The organism is Nocardioides sp. NPDC127503, from assembly GCF_040302165.1.
Classification (GTDB): domain Bacteria; phylum Actinomycetota; class Actinomycetes; order Propionibacteriales; family Nocardioidaceae; genus Nocardioides.
Genome location: NZ_JBEORH010000010.1, coordinates 274,682 through 290,800 on the forward strand (window position 1 = coordinate 274,682; position 16,119 = coordinate 290,800).

General features: G+C 69.3%; 19 protein-coding genes. 9 read left to right on the forward strand and 10 right to left on the reverse strand.

The window, feature by feature from the left end; genetic code table 11:
• Positions 1–6: 6 nt before the first annotated feature.
• Positions 7–834, reverse strand: a complete 828-nt coding sequence (locus tag ABTW65_RS22705) for a thioesterase family protein (RefSeq protein WP_350664310.1) — start codon at positions 832–834, stop codon at positions 7–9.
• Positions 835–879: 45 nt separating this feature from the next.
• Between ABTW65_RS22705 and ABTW65_RS22710 the strand changes: the two genes are divergently transcribed.
• The 7 genes from ABTW65_RS22710 to ABTW65_RS22740 all read left to right on the forward strand — a co-directional run bounded on the left by ABTW65_RS22710 (position 880) and on the right by ABTW65_RS22740 (position 6,005).
• Complete coding sequence (locus ABTW65_RS22710) at positions 880–1,257, forward strand: YidH family protein (RefSeq protein ID WP_350664312.1); 378 nt, start codon at positions 880–882, stop codon at positions 1,255–1,257.
• Between the two features lie 46 nt (positions 1,258–1,303).
• Positions 1,304–2,851, forward strand: coding sequence for an AtzH-like domain-containing protein (locus ABTW65_RS22715; RefSeq protein ID WP_350664314.1), 1,548 nt, complete (start codon positions 1,304–1,306; stop codon positions 2,849–2,851).
• Positions 2,852–2,925: 74 nt separating this feature from the next.
• Positions 2,926–3,420: a 2-oxo-4-hydroxy-4-carboxy-5-ureidoimidazoline decarboxylase gene (uraD, locus tag ABTW65_RS22720; RefSeq protein WP_350664348.1), complete on the forward strand. Its 495-nt coding sequence runs from the start codon at positions 2,926–2,928 to the stop codon at positions 3,418–3,420.
• A gap of 11 nt (positions 3,421–3,431) precedes the next feature.
• Positions 3,432–3,746: a hydroxyisourate hydrolase gene (gene uraH / locus ABTW65_RS22725; protein ID WP_350664316.1), complete on the forward strand. Its 315-nt coding sequence runs from the start codon at positions 3,432–3,434 to the stop codon at positions 3,744–3,746.
• Complete coding sequence (gene pucL / locus ABTW65_RS22730) at positions 3,746–4,621, forward strand: factor-independent urate hydroxylase (RefSeq protein WP_350664318.1); 876 nt, start codon at positions 3,746–3,748, stop codon at positions 4,619–4,621. Before uraH ends, pucL begins: the two co-directional genes overlap by 1 nt.
• Before the next feature lie 15 nt (positions 4,622–4,636).
• Positions 4,637–5,464, forward strand: coding sequence for a MurR/RpiR family transcriptional regulator (locus tag ABTW65_RS22735; protein WP_350664320.1), 828 nt, complete (start codon positions 4,637–4,639; stop codon positions 5,462–5,464).
• Positions 5,465–5,525: 61 nt separating this feature from the next.
• Entirely contained in the window at positions 5,526–6,005 is a 480-nt protein-coding gene (locus ABTW65_RS22740) for a nucleoside deaminase (RefSeq protein ID WP_350664322.1), read from the forward strand.
• A gap of 15 nt (positions 6,006–6,020) precedes the next feature.
• On the opposite strand, the gene ABTW65_RS22745 is transcribed toward ABTW65_RS22740, so the two are convergent.
• The 6 genes from ABTW65_RS22745 to ABTW65_RS22770 all read right to left on the reverse strand — a co-directional run bounded on the left by ABTW65_RS22745 (position 6,021) and on the right by ABTW65_RS22770 (position 11,165).
• Positions 6,021–6,830, reverse strand: coding sequence for an ABC transporter permease (locus ABTW65_RS22745; protein WP_350664325.1), 810 nt, complete (start codon positions 6,828–6,830; stop codon positions 6,021–6,023).
• Positions 6,827–7,642 (reverse strand): ABC transporter permease, encoded by an 816-nt coding sequence (locus ABTW65_RS22750; RefSeq protein WP_350664327.1) that lies wholly within the window; start codon positions 7,640–7,642, stop codon positions 6,827–6,829. Before ABTW65_RS22750 ends, ABTW65_RS22745 begins: the two co-directional genes overlap by 4 nt.
• Entirely contained in the window at positions 7,639–8,472 is an 834-nt protein-coding gene (locus ABTW65_RS22755) for an ABC transporter ATP-binding protein (RefSeq protein WP_350664329.1), read from the reverse strand. Before ABTW65_RS22755 ends, ABTW65_RS22750 begins: the two co-directional genes overlap by 4 nt.
• 2 nt (positions 8,473–8,474) lie before the next feature.
• Complete coding sequence (locus ABTW65_RS22760) at positions 8,475–9,551, reverse strand: ABC transporter substrate-binding protein (RefSeq protein ID WP_350664331.1); 1,077 nt, start codon at positions 9,549–9,551, stop codon at positions 8,475–8,477.
• A 319-nt stretch (positions 9,552–9,870) separates the two neighbouring features.
• Positions 9,871–10,557, reverse strand: coding sequence for an NUDIX hydrolase (locus tag ABTW65_RS22765; protein ID WP_350664332.1), 687 nt, complete (start codon positions 10,555–10,557; stop codon positions 9,871–9,873).
• Between the two features lie 56 nt (positions 10,558–10,613).
• Positions 10,614–11,165, reverse strand: coding sequence for a TetR/AcrR family transcriptional regulator (locus ABTW65_RS22770; RefSeq protein WP_350664333.1), 552 nt, complete (start codon positions 11,163–11,165; stop codon positions 10,614–10,616).
• A gap of 84 nt (positions 11,166–11,249) precedes the next feature.
• On the opposite strand from ABTW65_RS22770, the gene ABTW65_RS22775 reads away from it, so the two are divergent.
• On the forward strand, positions 11,250–11,573 hold the full coding sequence (locus ABTW65_RS22775; RefSeq protein ID WP_160024812.1) for a DMT family transporter: 324 nt from the start codon (positions 11,250–11,252) through the stop codon (positions 11,571–11,573).
• Positions 11,574–11,583: 10 nt separating this feature from the next.
• Here the strand turns inward: ABTW65_RS22775 and ABTW65_RS22780 are convergent, their stop codons facing one another.
• Complete coding sequence (locus tag ABTW65_RS22780; protein WP_350664335.1) at positions 11,584–13,245, reverse strand: FAD-binding dehydrogenase; 1,662 nt, start codon at positions 13,243–13,245, stop codon at positions 11,584–11,586.
• Positions 13,246–13,382: 137 nt separating this feature from the next.
• Between ABTW65_RS22780 and ABTW65_RS22785 the strand changes: the two genes are divergently transcribed.
• The gene (locus ABTW65_RS22785; protein ID WP_350664337.1) at positions 13,383–14,294 is read left to right on the forward strand and encodes a hypothetical protein; all 912 of its coding nucleotides are present in this window, start codon (positions 13,383–13,385) and stop codon (positions 14,292–14,294) included.
• Positions 14,295–14,304: 10 nt separating this feature from the next.
• On the opposite strand, the gene ABTW65_RS22790 is transcribed toward ABTW65_RS22785, so the two are convergent.
• Together ABTW65_RS22790 and ABTW65_RS22795 are read right to left on the reverse strand one after the other, a co-directional pair.
• Positions 14,305–14,601, reverse strand: a complete 297-nt coding sequence (locus ABTW65_RS22790) for a GNAT family N-acetyltransferase (RefSeq protein WP_350664339.1) — start codon at positions 14,599–14,601, stop codon at positions 14,305–14,307.
• A 510-nt stretch (positions 14,602–15,111) separates the two neighbouring features.
• A partial coding sequence (locus ABTW65_RS22795; RefSeq protein WP_350664341.1) for an HNH endonuclease signature motif containing protein occupies positions 15,112–16,119 on the reverse strand: 1,008 nt, incomplete at its 5' end.

A 16,119-nucleotide genomic window follows, 5' to 3' on the forward strand; every position in this document is an offset into this window, starting at 1 on the left:
GACCCGTCAGGCGCGGGGCAGCCGAGCCAGCTGACGCGCCTGCGCGACCAGCTTGCCCTCGGAGTCCCAGACCTCGCAGTCCTCCTCGAACATGCCGCCCGAGAGGTTGCGGGAGAAGTGGGTGACCTTGAGCCAGCCCGGTGCGGGCTTGTGGCGGATATGGCAGGTGAGCTCGAGCGTCGGCGCCCAGCCCGGCAGCTCGAGCCCGAAGGTCACCGGCGGAAGCGCGTCGAGCACCTGCAGCAGCGAGAGCGGGTCGGGCTCACGGTCGTGATGACGGAACCAGCCGGTGAAGACCGCCTCGCCGGTCGGCGCGGCACCACCCCAGACGAACTGCTCCTTCGGCACGCAGAGCTCATAGCGGTCCAGCATCGGCACGAACTTCTTCATCTCCTCGGGCGCCGTGGTCGAGGAGAGGCACTCATCGAGCGGTGGCAGCTCCGGCTCGGTCGCGGTGACCCGCTCGAAGCCGCTGCTCTTGGCGTGGAGACCGTCGAGGTCCGCGTACGTCGCCGTGGTGGTGATCCGCAGGTCATCGCCCTGCCACAGCTCGGCGGTCGCGATGGCCAGCGAGCCCTTGTCGCGCTTGGTCTCGATGCGGACCTCCGCCGGTCCCGGGGTGCTCGCGCCGGCGTAGAACGCGCTCAGCACGATCGGGTCCGGGTGGTTCGGCAGGTGAGCCCGCAGCGCGTTGGCGATCACCGCGAGCAGGTAGCCGCCGTTGACCCCGCCGCCGACCACCCAACCGGGGGCGAGCTCGGCTGCGTACGTCTTCTCGTCGGTCCTGCGGACCGCGATGTCACGGTCGAACTCCGCCTGTTCCCTATTACCCATGGGTAATAATCTAGATCGGGACCCGATGTGGTGGACGATGGGGGCATGACCGAGACGCCATCGAAGGATGACCCCCGGCACCCGCACTGGGTCTACCACCACGGCTCGGAGCCGGACCCGCGGTTCACGCTGGCCAACGAGCGCACCTTCCTGGCCTGGGCGCGCACGGTGCTCGGCCTGCTCGCCGGCGCGGTCGCGCTGCACTCGTTCCGGGTGCCCACCACGGAGGGCGTACGCATCGGGGTGATCGGTCTGCTGGTGCTCACCGCGATCGTGTGCACCATCCTCGCGATGGTCCGCTGGGCACGGGTCGAGCGCGCGATGCGGGAGCGGCGCCCGCTGCCGGCCTTCTCCACTGGGTTCATCCTCGCCGGGGCACTGCTGCTCATCGCGGTGCTGCTCGGCGTCTCGCTCGTCTTCTGAGCGTCAAAGGCGTACACGCCACGATCCGCAAGGCAGACTTCGCCCTATGACCCCTCGACAAGCTCGGGACGGCGCCCAGCTCAAGCCGGTCCCGCACGGGCTGCTGCAGGCCTTCCGGGCGTACGAGAGCGCGCTGATGTCCGACGACATCGCCGCTCTGGACGCGCTCTTCGCCGACTCACCGACCACCCTGCGCGGCGACGCGGCCGGACTGCTCGTCGGGCACGAGCAGATCGCCGCCTTTCGTGGGTCGCGCGGCGGCGCGCCGAAGCGTCGCATCGTGCAGACCCATGTGCAGGTGATCGACGAGGACCACGCGCTGATCGTGGCCGTCACCGAGCTCGACCGCGGCGGGCGCGGGCTGCAGACGCAGCTGTGGGCGCGGGACCCCGTGCGGATCGAGTACGGCGGCTGGCAGGTCACCGCGGCCCATGTCTCGGCGCCCGCGCCGGCCTTCGACACCCGGATCTGGCGGGTCGTCGGCGACCCGCTGGTCTCCTCGCACACCGCCGACGGCGCCCTCTCCGGAGAGACCGTCGCGGTCAAGGACCTCTTCGCGGTCGCCGGTTTCGCGGTCGGCGCCGGCAGCCCGGCATGGCTGGAGCAGGCGCCGGTGACGCCGTCGCACGCCGCCGCCGTCGCCGTCGCCGCGTTGCTCGACGCCGGGGCATCGGTTCGCGGAATCGCGCGCACCGAGGAGTTCGCCTACTCGCTGTCGGGGCTCAACGCCCACTACGGGGCGCCGCCGAACCCGAAGGCTCCCGGGCGGATCCCCGGCGGCTCGTCATCGGGATCGGCGACCGCGGTCGCGCTCGGCCAGGCCTCGATCGGGCTCGGGACCGACACCGGCGGCTCGATCCGGGTCCCGTCCGCCTACCAGGGCCTCTACGGGATCCGTACGTCGCACGGGGCCGTCTCGCGCGAGGGCCTGCTTCCGCTCGCCAAGGCCTTCGACACCGTCGGGTGGATGACTCGTTCGGCGTTCCTGCTGCAGGCGGTGGGTGACGTACTGCTGCCGGAGGCGCCGGCGTCGTCGCCCGCCCTGGACGAGATCTACCTGGTGCCGTCGCTGGTCGGGCTCGCCTCGGAGGATGTCGCCACCGCGGTGAGCGAGGCGCTGCCCGAAGCCAAGCCGCTGGCCTGGGAACCGCCGCAGCTCGACGAGTGGCGCCAGGCCTTCGTCACCGGACAGGCCTACCAGGCGTGGCAGGCCCACGGGGCCTGGCTCGGGACCCGGCTGGACACGCTCGGCGAGGCCGTGCGGGGTCGGTTCGAGATGGCCCGTTCGGTGACGCGGGAGCAGGCCGCCGACGCGCGTGCCGTGCTCGCGCAGGCGCGTACGGAGATCCTCGACGTGGTCGGCGACCGTGTCCTCGCCTATCCCAGCGCCTCTTCGGTGGCGCCGACCGCTGCCGACGCAGCCGGGGTTCGCGACGACACCATGCGCCTCACCTGCATCGCCGGGATCGCCGGCCTCCCCGCCGTCTCGATCCCGGTCCGCACGCCCACGAATCTTCCGGCCGGCCTCTGCCTGGTCGCTGCACCGGGCCGCGACCGCGACCTCCTCGCCCTCGCGCAGAGCTTCGCGGGGTAGCCGCCGGGCGTTACACAAAGGCAACCTGCGTTTCGGACGCCGAAACGCTCGTTTCATAGGCTGACCTGGTGACGATGACGCTCGCCGAGTTCGATGCACTGCCTGCCGAAGAGGCGGAAGCCGTGGTCGCACCCTGTGTTGCGATCCCCTCGTGGGCGGCCGGGCTGGTCGCGGGGCGGCCGTATACGGACCTACCGGACCTGCTCGCAGCCGCGAGGCAGCTGGCGGCGGCCTGGACGGACGAGGAGGTCGAGGCAGCCCTGGCCGATCATCCGCGGATCGGGGAACGGCACTCCGGGGACGGGGAGAGCGCGGCGCTCTCCGCCCGCGAGCAGGCCGGGGTCGACCCGGCCGACGTCGAGGTGCAGGCTCGACTGAGAGCGGGCAATGCTGCCTACGAGGAGCGGTTCGGGCGGATCTATCTGGTGCGGGCGGCGGGACGCAGCGCCGAGCAGATGCTCGCGCTTCTCGAGGAGCGGCTGGAGAACGACCCGGCTACCGAAATCACGGTGACCAAGGGCCAGCTCGCCGAGATCGCGATGCTCCGACTGCAAACCTTGATCGTGTGACACTGCGTCGTATGACCACCGTCTCCACACACGTACTCGACGCCGCCCTCGGCCGCCCCGCCGCCGGGCTCGCGCTCTACCTCACCCTCCCCGACGACAGCGCTCGCACCGCGACCACCGACGCCGACGGGCGGGTGCGGTTCGACGGCGACGTGCCGCCGGGGCCACACATGCTGACCTTCGCGACCGGACCCTGGTTCGCCGAGCAGGATCGCGAGAACTTCTTCCCCGAGGTGACCATCGCGTTCACCGTCACCGCTGGCGAGCACCACCACGTCGCCCTCCTGCTCAGCCCGTTCTCCTACACGACCTATCGAGGAAGCTGATGTCGATCACTCTTGGCCCCAACCAGCACGGCAAGGCGGAGGTACGCCTGGTCAAGGTCGACCGGGAGGGCACGCGACACACCATCCACGACCTGAACGTGTCCACCCAGCTCAGAGGCGACTTCGCGACTGCCTTCACCGAGGGCGACAACGTGCACGTGCACGCCACCGACACCCAGAAGAACGTGGTCTACGCGAAGGCCAAGGAGCTCGGCATCACCTCGCCGGAAGCGTTCCTGCTCGACCTCACCGCCTACTGGGCCGGGCAGCCGTGGGTCACCGGGTCGGTGATGAAGGCTGAGGCCTACGCCTGGGACCGCATTCCGGCGAACGAATTTTCGTTCGCCCGGCGCGGCCAGGAGACGCGTACGGCGGTGGTCAACAGCTATGGCGAACGAAAATTCGTTCTGTCCGGCCTGGCCGACCTGGTGGTGCTCAAGTCCACCGGATCCGAGTTCCACGGCTTCCCGCGCGACCGCTACACCACCCTCGCCGAGACGACCGACCGGATCCTGGCGACCGAGGTCACCGCGTGGTGGCGGTGGGAGAGCCACCCGGAGGACTGGAACGCGGCGTACGACCGGATCCGCGCGATCATGCTCGACACCTTCGCGGAGGTGCACTCGCTGGCCCTGCAGCAGACCATCTACGAGATGGGCAAGGCAGTGATGGAGGCCTTCGAGGGGATCGCGGAGTTCAAGATCTCCTGCCCCAACAAGCACCACTTCCTCGCCGACCTCTCCCCCTTCGACCTCGAGAATCAGAACGAGGTCTTCTTCGCCGCCGACCGCCCCTACGGGCTGATCGAGGCGACCCTGCAGCGCGATGGATCGACCGAGCCGGACGCCTGGGCTTCAATACCCGGGTTCGCGTGATCGGGCGGGCATGAAGTGAGCACAACTCGGGTGGACCAGCGGATCGACCGGCGGATCGCCACGCACTACCAGGAGCTCTCGCCGCAGGAGCGCAAGGCGGCCGACACGCTGCTGGAGCATCTCGACGACCTGGCGACCTACCGTGCGGCCGAGCTGGCCTCACTCGCAGAGGTCTCCAAGGCGACGATGAGCCGGCTCTTCCGATCGCTGGGATTCGACGGCTTCGATGAGGTTCGCGACCACCTGCGGGGGCTGCGTACGGCCGGCGAGCCGCGACGCGTCGAGGGTGCGCCGGACCTCAGCGCCCATGCCGAGGGCGAAGCGGGAGCGATCGCGCGGGTCGTGGAGCAGGCCGGCATCGCCGAGGCGATCCAGGCCATCGCCGGAGCGAGCGACGTGATGGTCGCGGGCTGGCGCAACTCCTACCCGGTCGCGCTCCATCTGCGCCAGCAGCTCACCCAGACCCGCGAGCGGGTCACGCTCGCTCCCGCTCCCGGCCAGGTCATCGGCGAGGAGCTGGCCGAGCTCGGCGAGGGATCGGTGGTGGTCGCGGTCGGGCTCCGCCGCCGGCCGCCGGGCTTCGGTGGGTTCGTCGACGCCGCCGCGGCCTCCGGGAGCACGGTGATCGTGATCGCCGACCCGACCGGAACGGTCCACCTCGGCCGCGCCGACATCGCGCTGGAGTGCCCGGTCCAGGGCGCTCTCGCCTTCGACTCCCTGGCCGCGCCGATGTCGCTGGCGAGCGTGCTCGCCGACGGCGTACTCCACGAACGGGGACGCGCCGGACGCGACCGCGTCTCGGCCATCAGCGCCACCTACGACCGGCTCCACGAGGTCGAGTGATGACGAGGAGCAGAATGGCAATAGGAACATCGATCCTCGGGCCCGTGCGAGGGGACTAGGCATGACCGACACCATGTGGCTGGAGCAGGCCGTTGCGCTGGCTGTGCGCAACGTCAACAACGGCGGTGGCCCGTTCGGGGCCATCATCCTCCGCGACGGGATCCTGCTCGGCACCGGGCAGAACCGGGTCACCCGCGACCTGGACCCGAGCGCGCACGCCGAGGTCGTCGCGATCCGCGCCGCCTGCAAGGAGGCCGACAGCTTCTCGCTGGCCGGCTGCACCCTCTACACCTCGTGCGAACCCTGCCCGATGTGCCTGGCGACCGGGCTGTGGGCGCGCCTGGACCGCGTCGTCTACGCGGCCGACCGTGACGACGCGGCCAAGGGCGGGTTCGATGACCGCGCCTTCTACGACCTGTTCGGGACCGGCCGCGCCAACGAGCACCACGACTGGCCGACCAAGGTCGACGAGCTGCGGATCCCGCAGGCGTACGACCCGTTCGACGCGTGGCTCGCGAAGCGGGACCGCACGGACTACTGACCGGCTACTGGCCCGCTACTGCGAGGCGCCCATCCCCATCCGTTCCAGCGCGACCGACTCCAGGAGCTGGACGAGGTTGTAGAGCACCAGCGTGACCACGGTGATGATCGCGACGGCTGCCCACAGGTCGTCGAACCGGGCGGCGGCGGGGAACTTCTGGATGTTGCCGCCGATGCCCTTGCCGGTCGAGAGCCACTCGGCCAGCAGCGCGCCGGTCACGGCGCCGGGCACCGAGACCCGGGCGGCGGCGAAGATCGACGGGAGCGCGCCGGGCAGCGACACCTTCCGGATCGCGGTGAGCCGCGATCCGCCGTAGACGGCGACCAGGTCCAGCGACTGCGGCGAGGCCTGCGAGAGGCCGAACAGGACCGCGGCCAGCGCCGGGAACAGCACCACGATGATCCCGAGCACCACGACCGAGGCGGTCGACGCGCGACCGGTGATCAGCATGACCACCGGAGCGATCGCGACCAGCGGGATCGAGCGCAGCAGCAGCGCCAGCGGCATCACGCCGGCCTCGACCGTACGCGACAGATTGAACAGCACTGCCGCCACCACCGCGAGCGCCATCCCGGCGAGGAAGCCGAACGCGGCGTCCTTCAGGGTCACCCACGTCAGCGGGAACAGCGACGCCCGGTGTTCAGCCGCGTCCGGACCGGTGAAGAGGTGGTCGACGACGTCCAGCGGCCCCTTCGCGACGAACTCCGAGACGCTGGAGAACGACACGAACACCTGCCAGAGCACGACCACGATCGCCAGCGCGGCGACGGTGTGCAGCACCGGCCCCAGGACCGCCCGCGACAGACCTTTGGCACCCGACCTCATCCGGACCTCCCAGCAACCCACGGCGTCACCAGACGCGAAACCAGCCCCAGCAGCAGATAGCCGGCCAGGGCGACCAGGGCACAGACCAGGAAGACGGCCCAGAGCCGCTCCGGGTCGGGCTTGCCCTGCAGGACGATCAGCGTGCGCCCGACGCCACGGTCGGTGGAGCCGAGGTACTCGCCGAGGACGGCGCCGAGGATCGCGGTCGGCACCGCGATCTGCAGCGCGTTGAGGATCGCCGGCACGGCCGCGACGAGGCGTACCTTCACCAGCTGCGTCCACACCGACCCGCCGTAGACCCGCACCACGTCGAGCGAGGCGCGATCGGCCGACTTGAACCCGAGCACGGCCCCGACGACGGTCGTGAAGAAGACCATCAGCGCGGCCAGGAAGATCGACGTCTTCGACGGGTCACCGGGCTGCTCGGCGCCGCCGAGGACCACGATCGAGATGCCGCCCACGGCGACCACCGGCAGGCAGTACGTCGTCACCGCGATCTGCATGATCACCGGCTCCAGCCACGGCACCAGGAGCACCAGCGAGGCCAGCAGCAGGGCGATCAGGTTGCCCCACAGGAACCCGATCGACGCCTCCATCAGCGTCTCGCGGAGCACTCCGCCCCAGAACGCCGACGGACCCGCCGCGGCCATCTCCGAGAGGACCGTCCACGGCGGCGGCACCGGCGTGAACCCGGTCCCCGGGTCGGGCGGGAACCCGGCCACGGCCACGACCGCCCACAGCATGAAGAGGGCGACCACGCCGATCAGGCCGGCGAGCCAGCCGGGCACCCGCATCAGGCTCCGCTTGCTCAAGACTCCGCCTCTGCACGCCCGTCGTCGCCGAAGAGCAGCTCGGAGGCCCGGTCGGCCAGCGCGTGGAACTCCGGCGTACGCATCATGTCGGGCGTACGCGGTCGGGGAAGGTCGACCTCGATGATCTCCTTGATCCGGCCCGGTCGCGGCGACATCACCGCGACCCGGTCGGAGAGGAAGATCGCCTCGTTCACGCCGTGGGTGACCAGCAGTGTGGTCGCCGGCTTCTCGGTCCAGATCCGGAGCAGCTCCAGATTGAGGTTCTGCCGGGTCATGTCGTCCAGCGCACCGAACGGCTCGTCGAGCAGGAGGACCGACGGCTTCAGCGCCAGCGCACGGGCAATCGAGACCCGCTGCCGCATCCCGCCGGAGAGCTGCGCGGGGCGGGACTTCTCGAAGCCCTCCAGCCCGACGAGCTTGATCAGCTCGTGGATGTAGGACATGTCGGGACGCCGCCCGGCGACCTCGAAGACGAGCTTGATGTTGCCGACCACCGAGCGCCACGGCAACAGCGCGTGGTCCTGGAATGCGATCCCCAGCTCGGAGTCACGCCGCAGTTCTTCGGGAGCCTTGCCGTCGACGTACGCCTCTCCTCTCGTCGGCGACTCCAGGCCCGCGAGGATCCGCAAAATCGTCGACTTGCCGCAGCCTGAGGGCCCCAGCAGAGCCAGGAACGAGCCCTGGTCGGTGTGGAGCTCGGTGTCCTTGAGTGCGGTGACGGCCTTCGACCCGGAGCCGAAGACCTTGCTGATTCCGGAGATGTGGATGCCGGTGCCGCCATCGGTCTCCGCCGCGGGAGCACCGGCATCCATGAGCTTGTCCTGAGCCATGACTACTTCTGGTACGCCTTCAGCTCGGGGTTCTCCTCGTAGATCTCGTCGATGATCGAGGTGTCGAACAGGTCCTCGACCGAGACCTCCCAGCCGGCGGCGGCGAGGGAGTCGACGGTCTGCTGCTGGAGCTCGTCGGAGATGGTGAAGAGGCCGTTCTTCTCGGTCTCCGGCGTCGAGATCAGCTTCTGCGACTCCTCCAGACCGCGCTTGGTCTTGACCGGGTCGAGCTCACCGAAGCTGGCCTCGAGGCCGTCGGAGTCGCTGGCCGCCTTGTTGTAATGGGTGGTGACGACCTTGACGACCTCGTCGGAGGGGTTCTTGAAGGTCTCTGTCCAGCCCTTGATCTCGGCGGTCAGCAGCGCCTTGAGGAGGTCGCGGTTCTCGGCGAGGTACTGGTCGGTGACGGTGTAGGTCTCGGCGACGTACGGCACGCCGTTCTCGGCGTAGGGCAGGTTGGTGACCTCGTGTCCGGCGAGCTCGACGGTGATCGACTCGTTGGTCAGGTAGGCCATGAAGCCGTCGACCTGGCCCTTCATCAGCGGCGTCGGGTCGAACTCGACCGGGACGACGGTGATGTCGTCCTTCTTCTCCTCCAGGCCGTTGGCCGCGAGGATCGCCTTGAAGACGTTGACGTTGGAGTCCTGGACGCCGATCTTCTTGCCCTTGAGGTCGTCCGGCGTCGCGATGTTGCCGCCCTCCTTGAGGGAGAGGATCGTGAACGGGTTCTTCTGGAAGGTGGCGCCGATGATCTTCAGCGGCGCCTCCTGCTCGGCGATCGCGGAGCCGACCGAGGCGGCGTCGTTGATGGCGATCTGGACCTTGCCGGAGAGCAGCTTGGCGACACCGGTGTCAGGGCCGGAGATGCCGTTGACTGCGTCGAAGCCGGCTTCCTCGTAGTAGCCCTTGTCCTCGGCGTAGAACTCGCCGGCGAACTCCTCGTTCTTGATCCAGGAGTACTGCATCGAGATGGTGCCGAAGCCCTCCTCGCTGCTGCCTCCCTCTGAGTCGGAGCCGCACGCGGCCAGGGTGGTGGCGGTGGCCAGGGACAGGAGGGCCGCGGCGGCCCTCAGTTGCACAGACTTACGTCGCGAGGTCCGAGAGGCGGGGGTAGACATCGAAACGAGTTCCCTTCGAGGAGTTTCACGCACAGGTCTCGGGGACCGTAGCGAGCGGAGGTTTCAGGTGCTGGCACCGGCGTTTCGGCGTTGTAACGACCTTTTCAAGACGAAAGAAAGGTGGCGTTCGATCCCGAGACACGGCGTCCGCTGGACAAGAATGCCGTGGCTGTTGTCTAGTTACCCAACGCGCGTAGACCGAGTCGCATGTGCCGTCGGCCACACCGGATCCGCCGTTATCGGTTCGTGATCAGCCCGAGACCTTACGGTGACCAAACCGTCAGGTCGTACGGCGCAGCAGCGGCGGGTGCAGGTGCTCGGCGGAGCCCCGGCGGAAGAGCTGAGCTGGCCGGCCACCGTCCCGGGTCGTCGTGGTGCCCGTGGGCTCGAGGAAGGCCTCGGTCTTGGTGACCTTGCGATGGAAGTTGCGGGGGTCGAGGCGCTCGCCCCAGACGATCTCATAGACCCGGCGCAGCTCGGCGACGGTGAACTCCTCGGCACAGAACGCCGCACCGAGCGGTGAGTACTCCAGCTTGGAGCGGGCGCGCTCGACGCCGTCACGCAGGATCGCCGCGTGGTCGAAGGCAAGGGCGTCGCCGGCCAGCAGCGCATCCACCGGGCACCACTGCGCGTCCGCCGCATCCGACCCAGCCGCAGGCACCGGCAGGTCGGGAGCGAGCGCGAGATAGGCGACCGTCACGACCCGCGCCCGCGGGTCCCGCCCCGGAGAGCCGTACGTCGCCAGCTGCTCGACGTGCACGCTCCCCGGCCGGATGCCGGTCTCCTCGGCGAGCTCGCGCGCCGCCGCCTCCTCGAGGCCCTCGTCGTCGAGGACGAAGCCTCCCGGCAGCGCCCAGTCGCCCTCGAACGGCTCGATGCCGCGGCGTACGACCAGGGCGCAGAGCGCCTCGTCACGAACGGTGAGCACGACGAGATCGACGCTCACGGCGAACTTGGGGCACTCCACGTGGCAGACCCTAGATGATCGAGCGGCGCACCCGCCGCATCATGCCGGACCCCCGATCACTCCTCGGCGATCGCTCCCGCGGCCACCGCGAGATCGGCCACGCCGGCGGCGAGCTCGTCGGGCCGGTCGGTGGCCAGGTCCAGGTGGAACCCGAACAGCGACGAGTCGACGAGGGTGACGATCCGGCCAGCACGCTCGGGCGGCGCGCCACAGGCGGTGATGTAGTCACGCAGCGCGGCGTACCAGAGCTCATTCGTCTCGCGTACGACCGAGCGATACGGCTCCATCCCGATCAGTCCGGTCGCGGCCGCCTGCAGGTAGATCTGCAGGCAGCTGTGCAACGGGTCGGTGCGGTAGGCCCGCCACAGCGCCTCGACTCCGGCGCGTACGCCATCGGCCGGCTCCAGCGCCCCGACCGCCGCCACGGAGAGCTCGTTGGTGCGCGCCACCACCGCCGCGACCAGCTCGTCGCGGCCACCGAAGTGGTAGATCAGCATCCGGTCGCTGGTGCCGATCGCGGCCGCCAGCGGACGCAGGGTCAGACCGATCAGGCCCTGCTTCAGCACGTGCTCGACCACCTGCCCGAGCAGCTCCTCCTTGCGGTCCATGAAAAGCATTATGCCCAACATGTAGCGACTGCTACATTTGGTGCGATGTAGCAGTCGCTACATGCGCCTCAGGAGGACCCGAAGATGTACGCCGCCATACTGCTCGTCGCCGCTATCGCGATCGAGGTCGTCAGCACCGCGCTGCTCCCCCGCACCGAGGGCTTCCGCAACCTCGGCTGGTCGGTCGCCGTCCTGGCCGGCTACGGCGCCTCGATCTGGCTGCTCTCGGTGGTCGTGGAGCGGATGCCGGTCTCGGTGGCGTACGCCATCTGGTCAGGCCTCGGCACCGCGCTGGTCGCAGGCATCGGCGTGATGTTCCTCGGTGAGCACCTCACCGCCGCCAAGGCCGGCTTCCTGGCGATGATCGTCGTCGGCGTGGTCGGGCTGAACCTCTCCGGCGCCCACTGAGCCGATCGGGTCAGACCGCGGCGGCCGCGGCCCTGCCCGCCGTACGTCCCGAGAACAGGCAGCCACCGAGGAACGTGCCCTCGAGCGCGTTGTAGCCCATCATCCCGCCGCCACCGAAGCCGGCGACCTCGCCAGCCGCGTAGAGCCCGGGCAGCGGGGTGCCGGCGGCGGTCAGGCAGCGGCCGGACAGGTCCGTCTCGAGCCCACCGAGGGTCTTGCGGGACAGGATGTGCAGCTTGACCGCGATGAGCGGGCCGGCCTCGGGGTCGAGGATCCGGTGGGGCTTGGCGGTGCGCTGCAGCTTGTCGCCGCGGTAGTGGCGGGCGGCGTACAGCGCGGTGATCTGGGCGTCCTTGGTGAAGTTGTTGGCGATCTCGCGGTCGCGGGCCTCGATGATCCGGCGCAGTTCGCTCTCGTCGATCTGCGGTCCGGTCGGGTCCTTCTCCGCGAGGCCGTTCATGCCGTGGACCAGCGCGGTCAGGTTCTCGGCGACCACGAAGTCCTCGCCGTGCTCCATGAAGCTCTTCACCGGACCGGGGCCCTTGCGCGCCCGCTCGGCGAGCAGCTTGATGTCCTTGCCGGTCAGGTCGGGGTTCTGCTCCGAGCCAGAGAGCGCGAACTCCTTCTTGATGATCTTCTCGGTCAGCACGAACCAGGAGTAGTCGTAGCCGGTCTGGCGCAGGTGCTTGAGCGTGCCGAGGGTGTCGAAGCCGGGGAAGAACGGCGCCGGGAGGCGCTTGCCGGTCGCGTCCAGCCACAGCGAGGAGGGGCCGGGCAGGATCCGGATGCCGTGGTTGGCCCAGATCGAGTCCCAGTTGCGGATGCCCTCGACGTAGTGCCACATCCGGTCGTCGTTGATGATCTTGGCGCCGGTCGCTCCGGTGATGGCGAGCATCCGGCCGTCCACGTGCGCCGGGACGCCGGAGACCATCGACTTCGGCGGGGTGCCGAGACGGGCGGGCCAGTGCTTGCGGACGAGGTCGTGGTCACCGCCGATGCCGCCGGAGGTCACGATCACGGCCTGGCCAGTGAGCTCGAAGTCCTCGACCTCCGTTCGCGTGGAGGCGTGCCCGCGCTCGATGTCGCTGGGCTCGAGCACCTTGCCGCGTACGCCGCCGACGGTCCCGTCCTCGACCACGAGGTGGTCCACGCGGTGCCGGAAGGCGAAGGTGATCCGGCCGCTGTCGGCGTGGGCGCGCACCCGGCGCTCGAACGGCTCGACCACACCGGGCCCGGTCCCCCAGGTGATGTGGAAGCGCGGCACCGAGTTGCCGTGGCCGTCGGCGCGGCCGTCGCCACGCTCGGCCCAGCCGACGACCGGGAAGATGCGGTGGCCCATCTGGCGCAGCCAGGAGCGCTTCTCGCCCGCCGCGAAGTCGAGGTACGCCTCGGCCCAGCGCCGTGGCCACAGGTCCTCGTCACGGTCGAACTGGGCGGAGCCCATCCAGTCCTGGAGCGCCAGCTCGGGTGAGTCGTTGATGCCCATCCGGCGCTGTTCGGGGCTGTCGACGAGGAAGAGCCCGCCGAGGCTCCAGAAGGCCTGGCCGCCCAGCGACTGCTCCGGTTCCTGGTCGACCAGGAGAACGCTCTTTCCCGCGTCCGCGACCTCGGCCGCTGCTGCCAGGCCGGCAAGGCCGGCTCCCACCACGATCACGTCGGCGTGCTTCGTCATGTCGGCAGATCCTGCCACCATATCTACCCGCGAGTACATGGAACCTGTCGCGCGACCGTTCCGTCAGGTGGACAGATGTCGGACTCGCGCCCCGAAGCGGCCGCCGATCGGTGTCCGAGCGGATAGATTTTTTGATCGTGATCGACCCCAAAGTGATGGCCAAGAGGCAGCAGAAGTGGGTCCAACGCGGCATCGACCGCACCGAGACCTGGCTGGGCCGTAGTGGCAGCAGACTCGGTCCGCTGATCCCGCACATCGCCACCGCGGGAGTGCTCACCGGAGACGAGGACCACGGCTGGATCCCCCAGGGCCTGGCGTACTCCCCCGAGGCCGAGCTGCTCCTGCAGGGCTACTACGGCGACAAGCTCGGCTCCGCGCTGGCTCTGGTCGACAAGCCGTCGGGCGAGCTCATCAACGCCGTCTACCTGGGCGGACCGAAGGGCAGCGTCAGCGGCCCGGTCAACGCCGGCGGCGTCGCGGTCATCGGCGACGAGGTCTACGTGTGCCGCGAGGGCAACCCACCCCGCCTCTACCGCTACTCACTGACCCAGATCGTCCACGCCGAGCCGCTCTCGACCGTCACGACCGTCTCCCCGCTCATCGCCGTCGCCGCCGGTTCCTACCTCGCCGCGGCGAAGGACCTGCTCTACGTCGGATCGCACGCGAACAACCGCCTCTACAAGTACATCCGCAAGGACGACACCTGGCAGATCAAGACCCCCATCGGCGTCCGCACCCCCGTCGGCACCCAGGGCGTCGTGGTCCGGGAGGAGGAGTACGTCTTCAGCGTCAACCGCGGCCCCGCCCGGCGCAGCCAGCTGATCGTGCAGGATCGGGTCACGATCCGTCCCCGCGCCATGCAGTGGCTCCCCAACCTGGCCGAGGGCATCGCCGAGGTCGGGGACGAGTTCTTCGTGACGTACCAGTCCGGCGCCAGGCCCTACTCCCGCGGTTCCTCGCGAGGCCAGACGTGGCCCTCGGCCCACATGACCCGCACTCCCCTGGCCAAGCTCGGCCTGGAGCCGCGGAAGTCGGCAGACTCCCTCTGATCTCAGGTGATCAGGCGGGCCAGTCGGTGATGTCGGCGTACTCCTCACCGTGCCGCTTCAGCCACCCCGCGACGTACGGGCAATGAGGGATGATCCGCTTCCCCTTCGCCTTCACATCCGCCAGCGCGAACGCCACCAGCTTCGAGGCGAGCCCCTGCCCGTTGTAGGCCTCCTTGACCTCGGTGTGCACGAAGTCCACGTGCTCGTCGTCGGGGAGCCGGTACGCCGCCAGCCCCGCAACGGTCTCCCCGTCACGGATCTCGTAGCGGTGCCTGGCCGGGTTGTCTAGGTACTGGATCTCGCTCACGGCCTTATTCTCACCCACCTGGTGAAGACGTACGCGGGGTCCCACTGTTGCTCACGTGCCGTGATTTCGTGGGGCTGTTGGCCGCCGACCCTTTCGGGGAGGGTGTTCTCGCCGGAGCCCGGAGTAAAGGACGGCCTTCGGCCGCCGGCTTCGCCGGCCGCTTCGCGGTCCTTGACACCGGGATCCGTCGAGAATTTTGGCTGGCTATCGGGTCGGCGGCGGGGTTTGGCGCGGAGTCTTAGTTGGGTACGGGCTTGGAGTCGTGGGTCGGGCGTGTGCTCCGCGGATCCTGCCTCGTGGCGCCTACGGCAGTGGGCCTGACCTTGTGAATCGTTCACAAGCCGATGAGCCATTCTTCCGAACACTTCCCCCGCGAAGGGAGGTTCCCCCTGTATCGGAGCGTGGGGAACCTCCGTGCGGGTGGGGAAGTCTCCGCACCGGTGGCGAACACCTGCGAAACGGGGCAGCACGGCGATGACCGACCGGCATGAGTCTTGACCCTGGCGCGTCTTAGGGGCGGCGAGTGAACCGGATCGTTCCATCCGGCAGTCGCTCATGGGTGTAGGCCGAGTTGTGCGCGAGGCGGTGATGATGCGGGCACAACAGCGCGCCGTCTTTGAGGTTGGTCTTCCCGCCCGCGGCCCAGGGGTCGAGGTGGTGGGCGTCGCACCACTCCGGTGGCATGTCACAGCCCTCGGCCTGGCAGCACTTCTGCTGCAACCGCATCGCCTTGCGCTGAATCGGCTGGAAGAACCGGCTGCCCCGGCCGGCATCGAGGACCTCGCTGTCGCCGCCCAACACCCAGGGGATGATGGTGGCGTTGCACGCCAACCGACGCGCCTCGGCCGCTGAGATCATGGCCCCGTTGGTCTCGTCGTAGCCCAGGGTCGCGATGCCGAGGTCCTTGCGGAGCTCCTCGAGGGAGATGACCACGTTGATGGTGGTCGCGTCGCCACCGTGCCTGGGCAGTGCGGCGGGGTCGACGGTCTCGAGGAGCCGGGCGAAGCCCTGGCCCATGAGTCGCTCCCACGGCGGCAAGGGCGCGCCCTTGGCAACCAACTGCTGTTTGCGGGGTTGGGCCCAGGCCTCGACCAGCCGCTTGAACCTCATCCCCACCGACGTCGGCAAGACGCCGTCGAAGCCGATGGTGCCGTCGTGGTTGTCCCACACCCGCAACGCGGTCTTCTGCTGGGCGCGTTCCTCCTCAGCCAACAACGCCTTGGCCTCGGCGTCTTCGAACCGGGCCGGGTCGACCTCGGTCAGGATGCGTTTGCCGACGATGCGGAGCTCGTTCGCGGTCAGGCAGGTGGCGTAGTCGACCAGGAGCTTCTCGGCCAACACCAGGTCCTCAACACTCGCGAGGGGGTTGGTCTCGATCTTGTCCAACGCCTTCACGATCACCCGGGCCTTGTCCTGGGACACAACACCCTCAGCCAGGCCGGCAGCGACAAGGTCGTACTTCGCGACACTGGTCGCGAGTTTGATCTGCGAGCGGGCGGGGCCCTTGTCGACCAATAG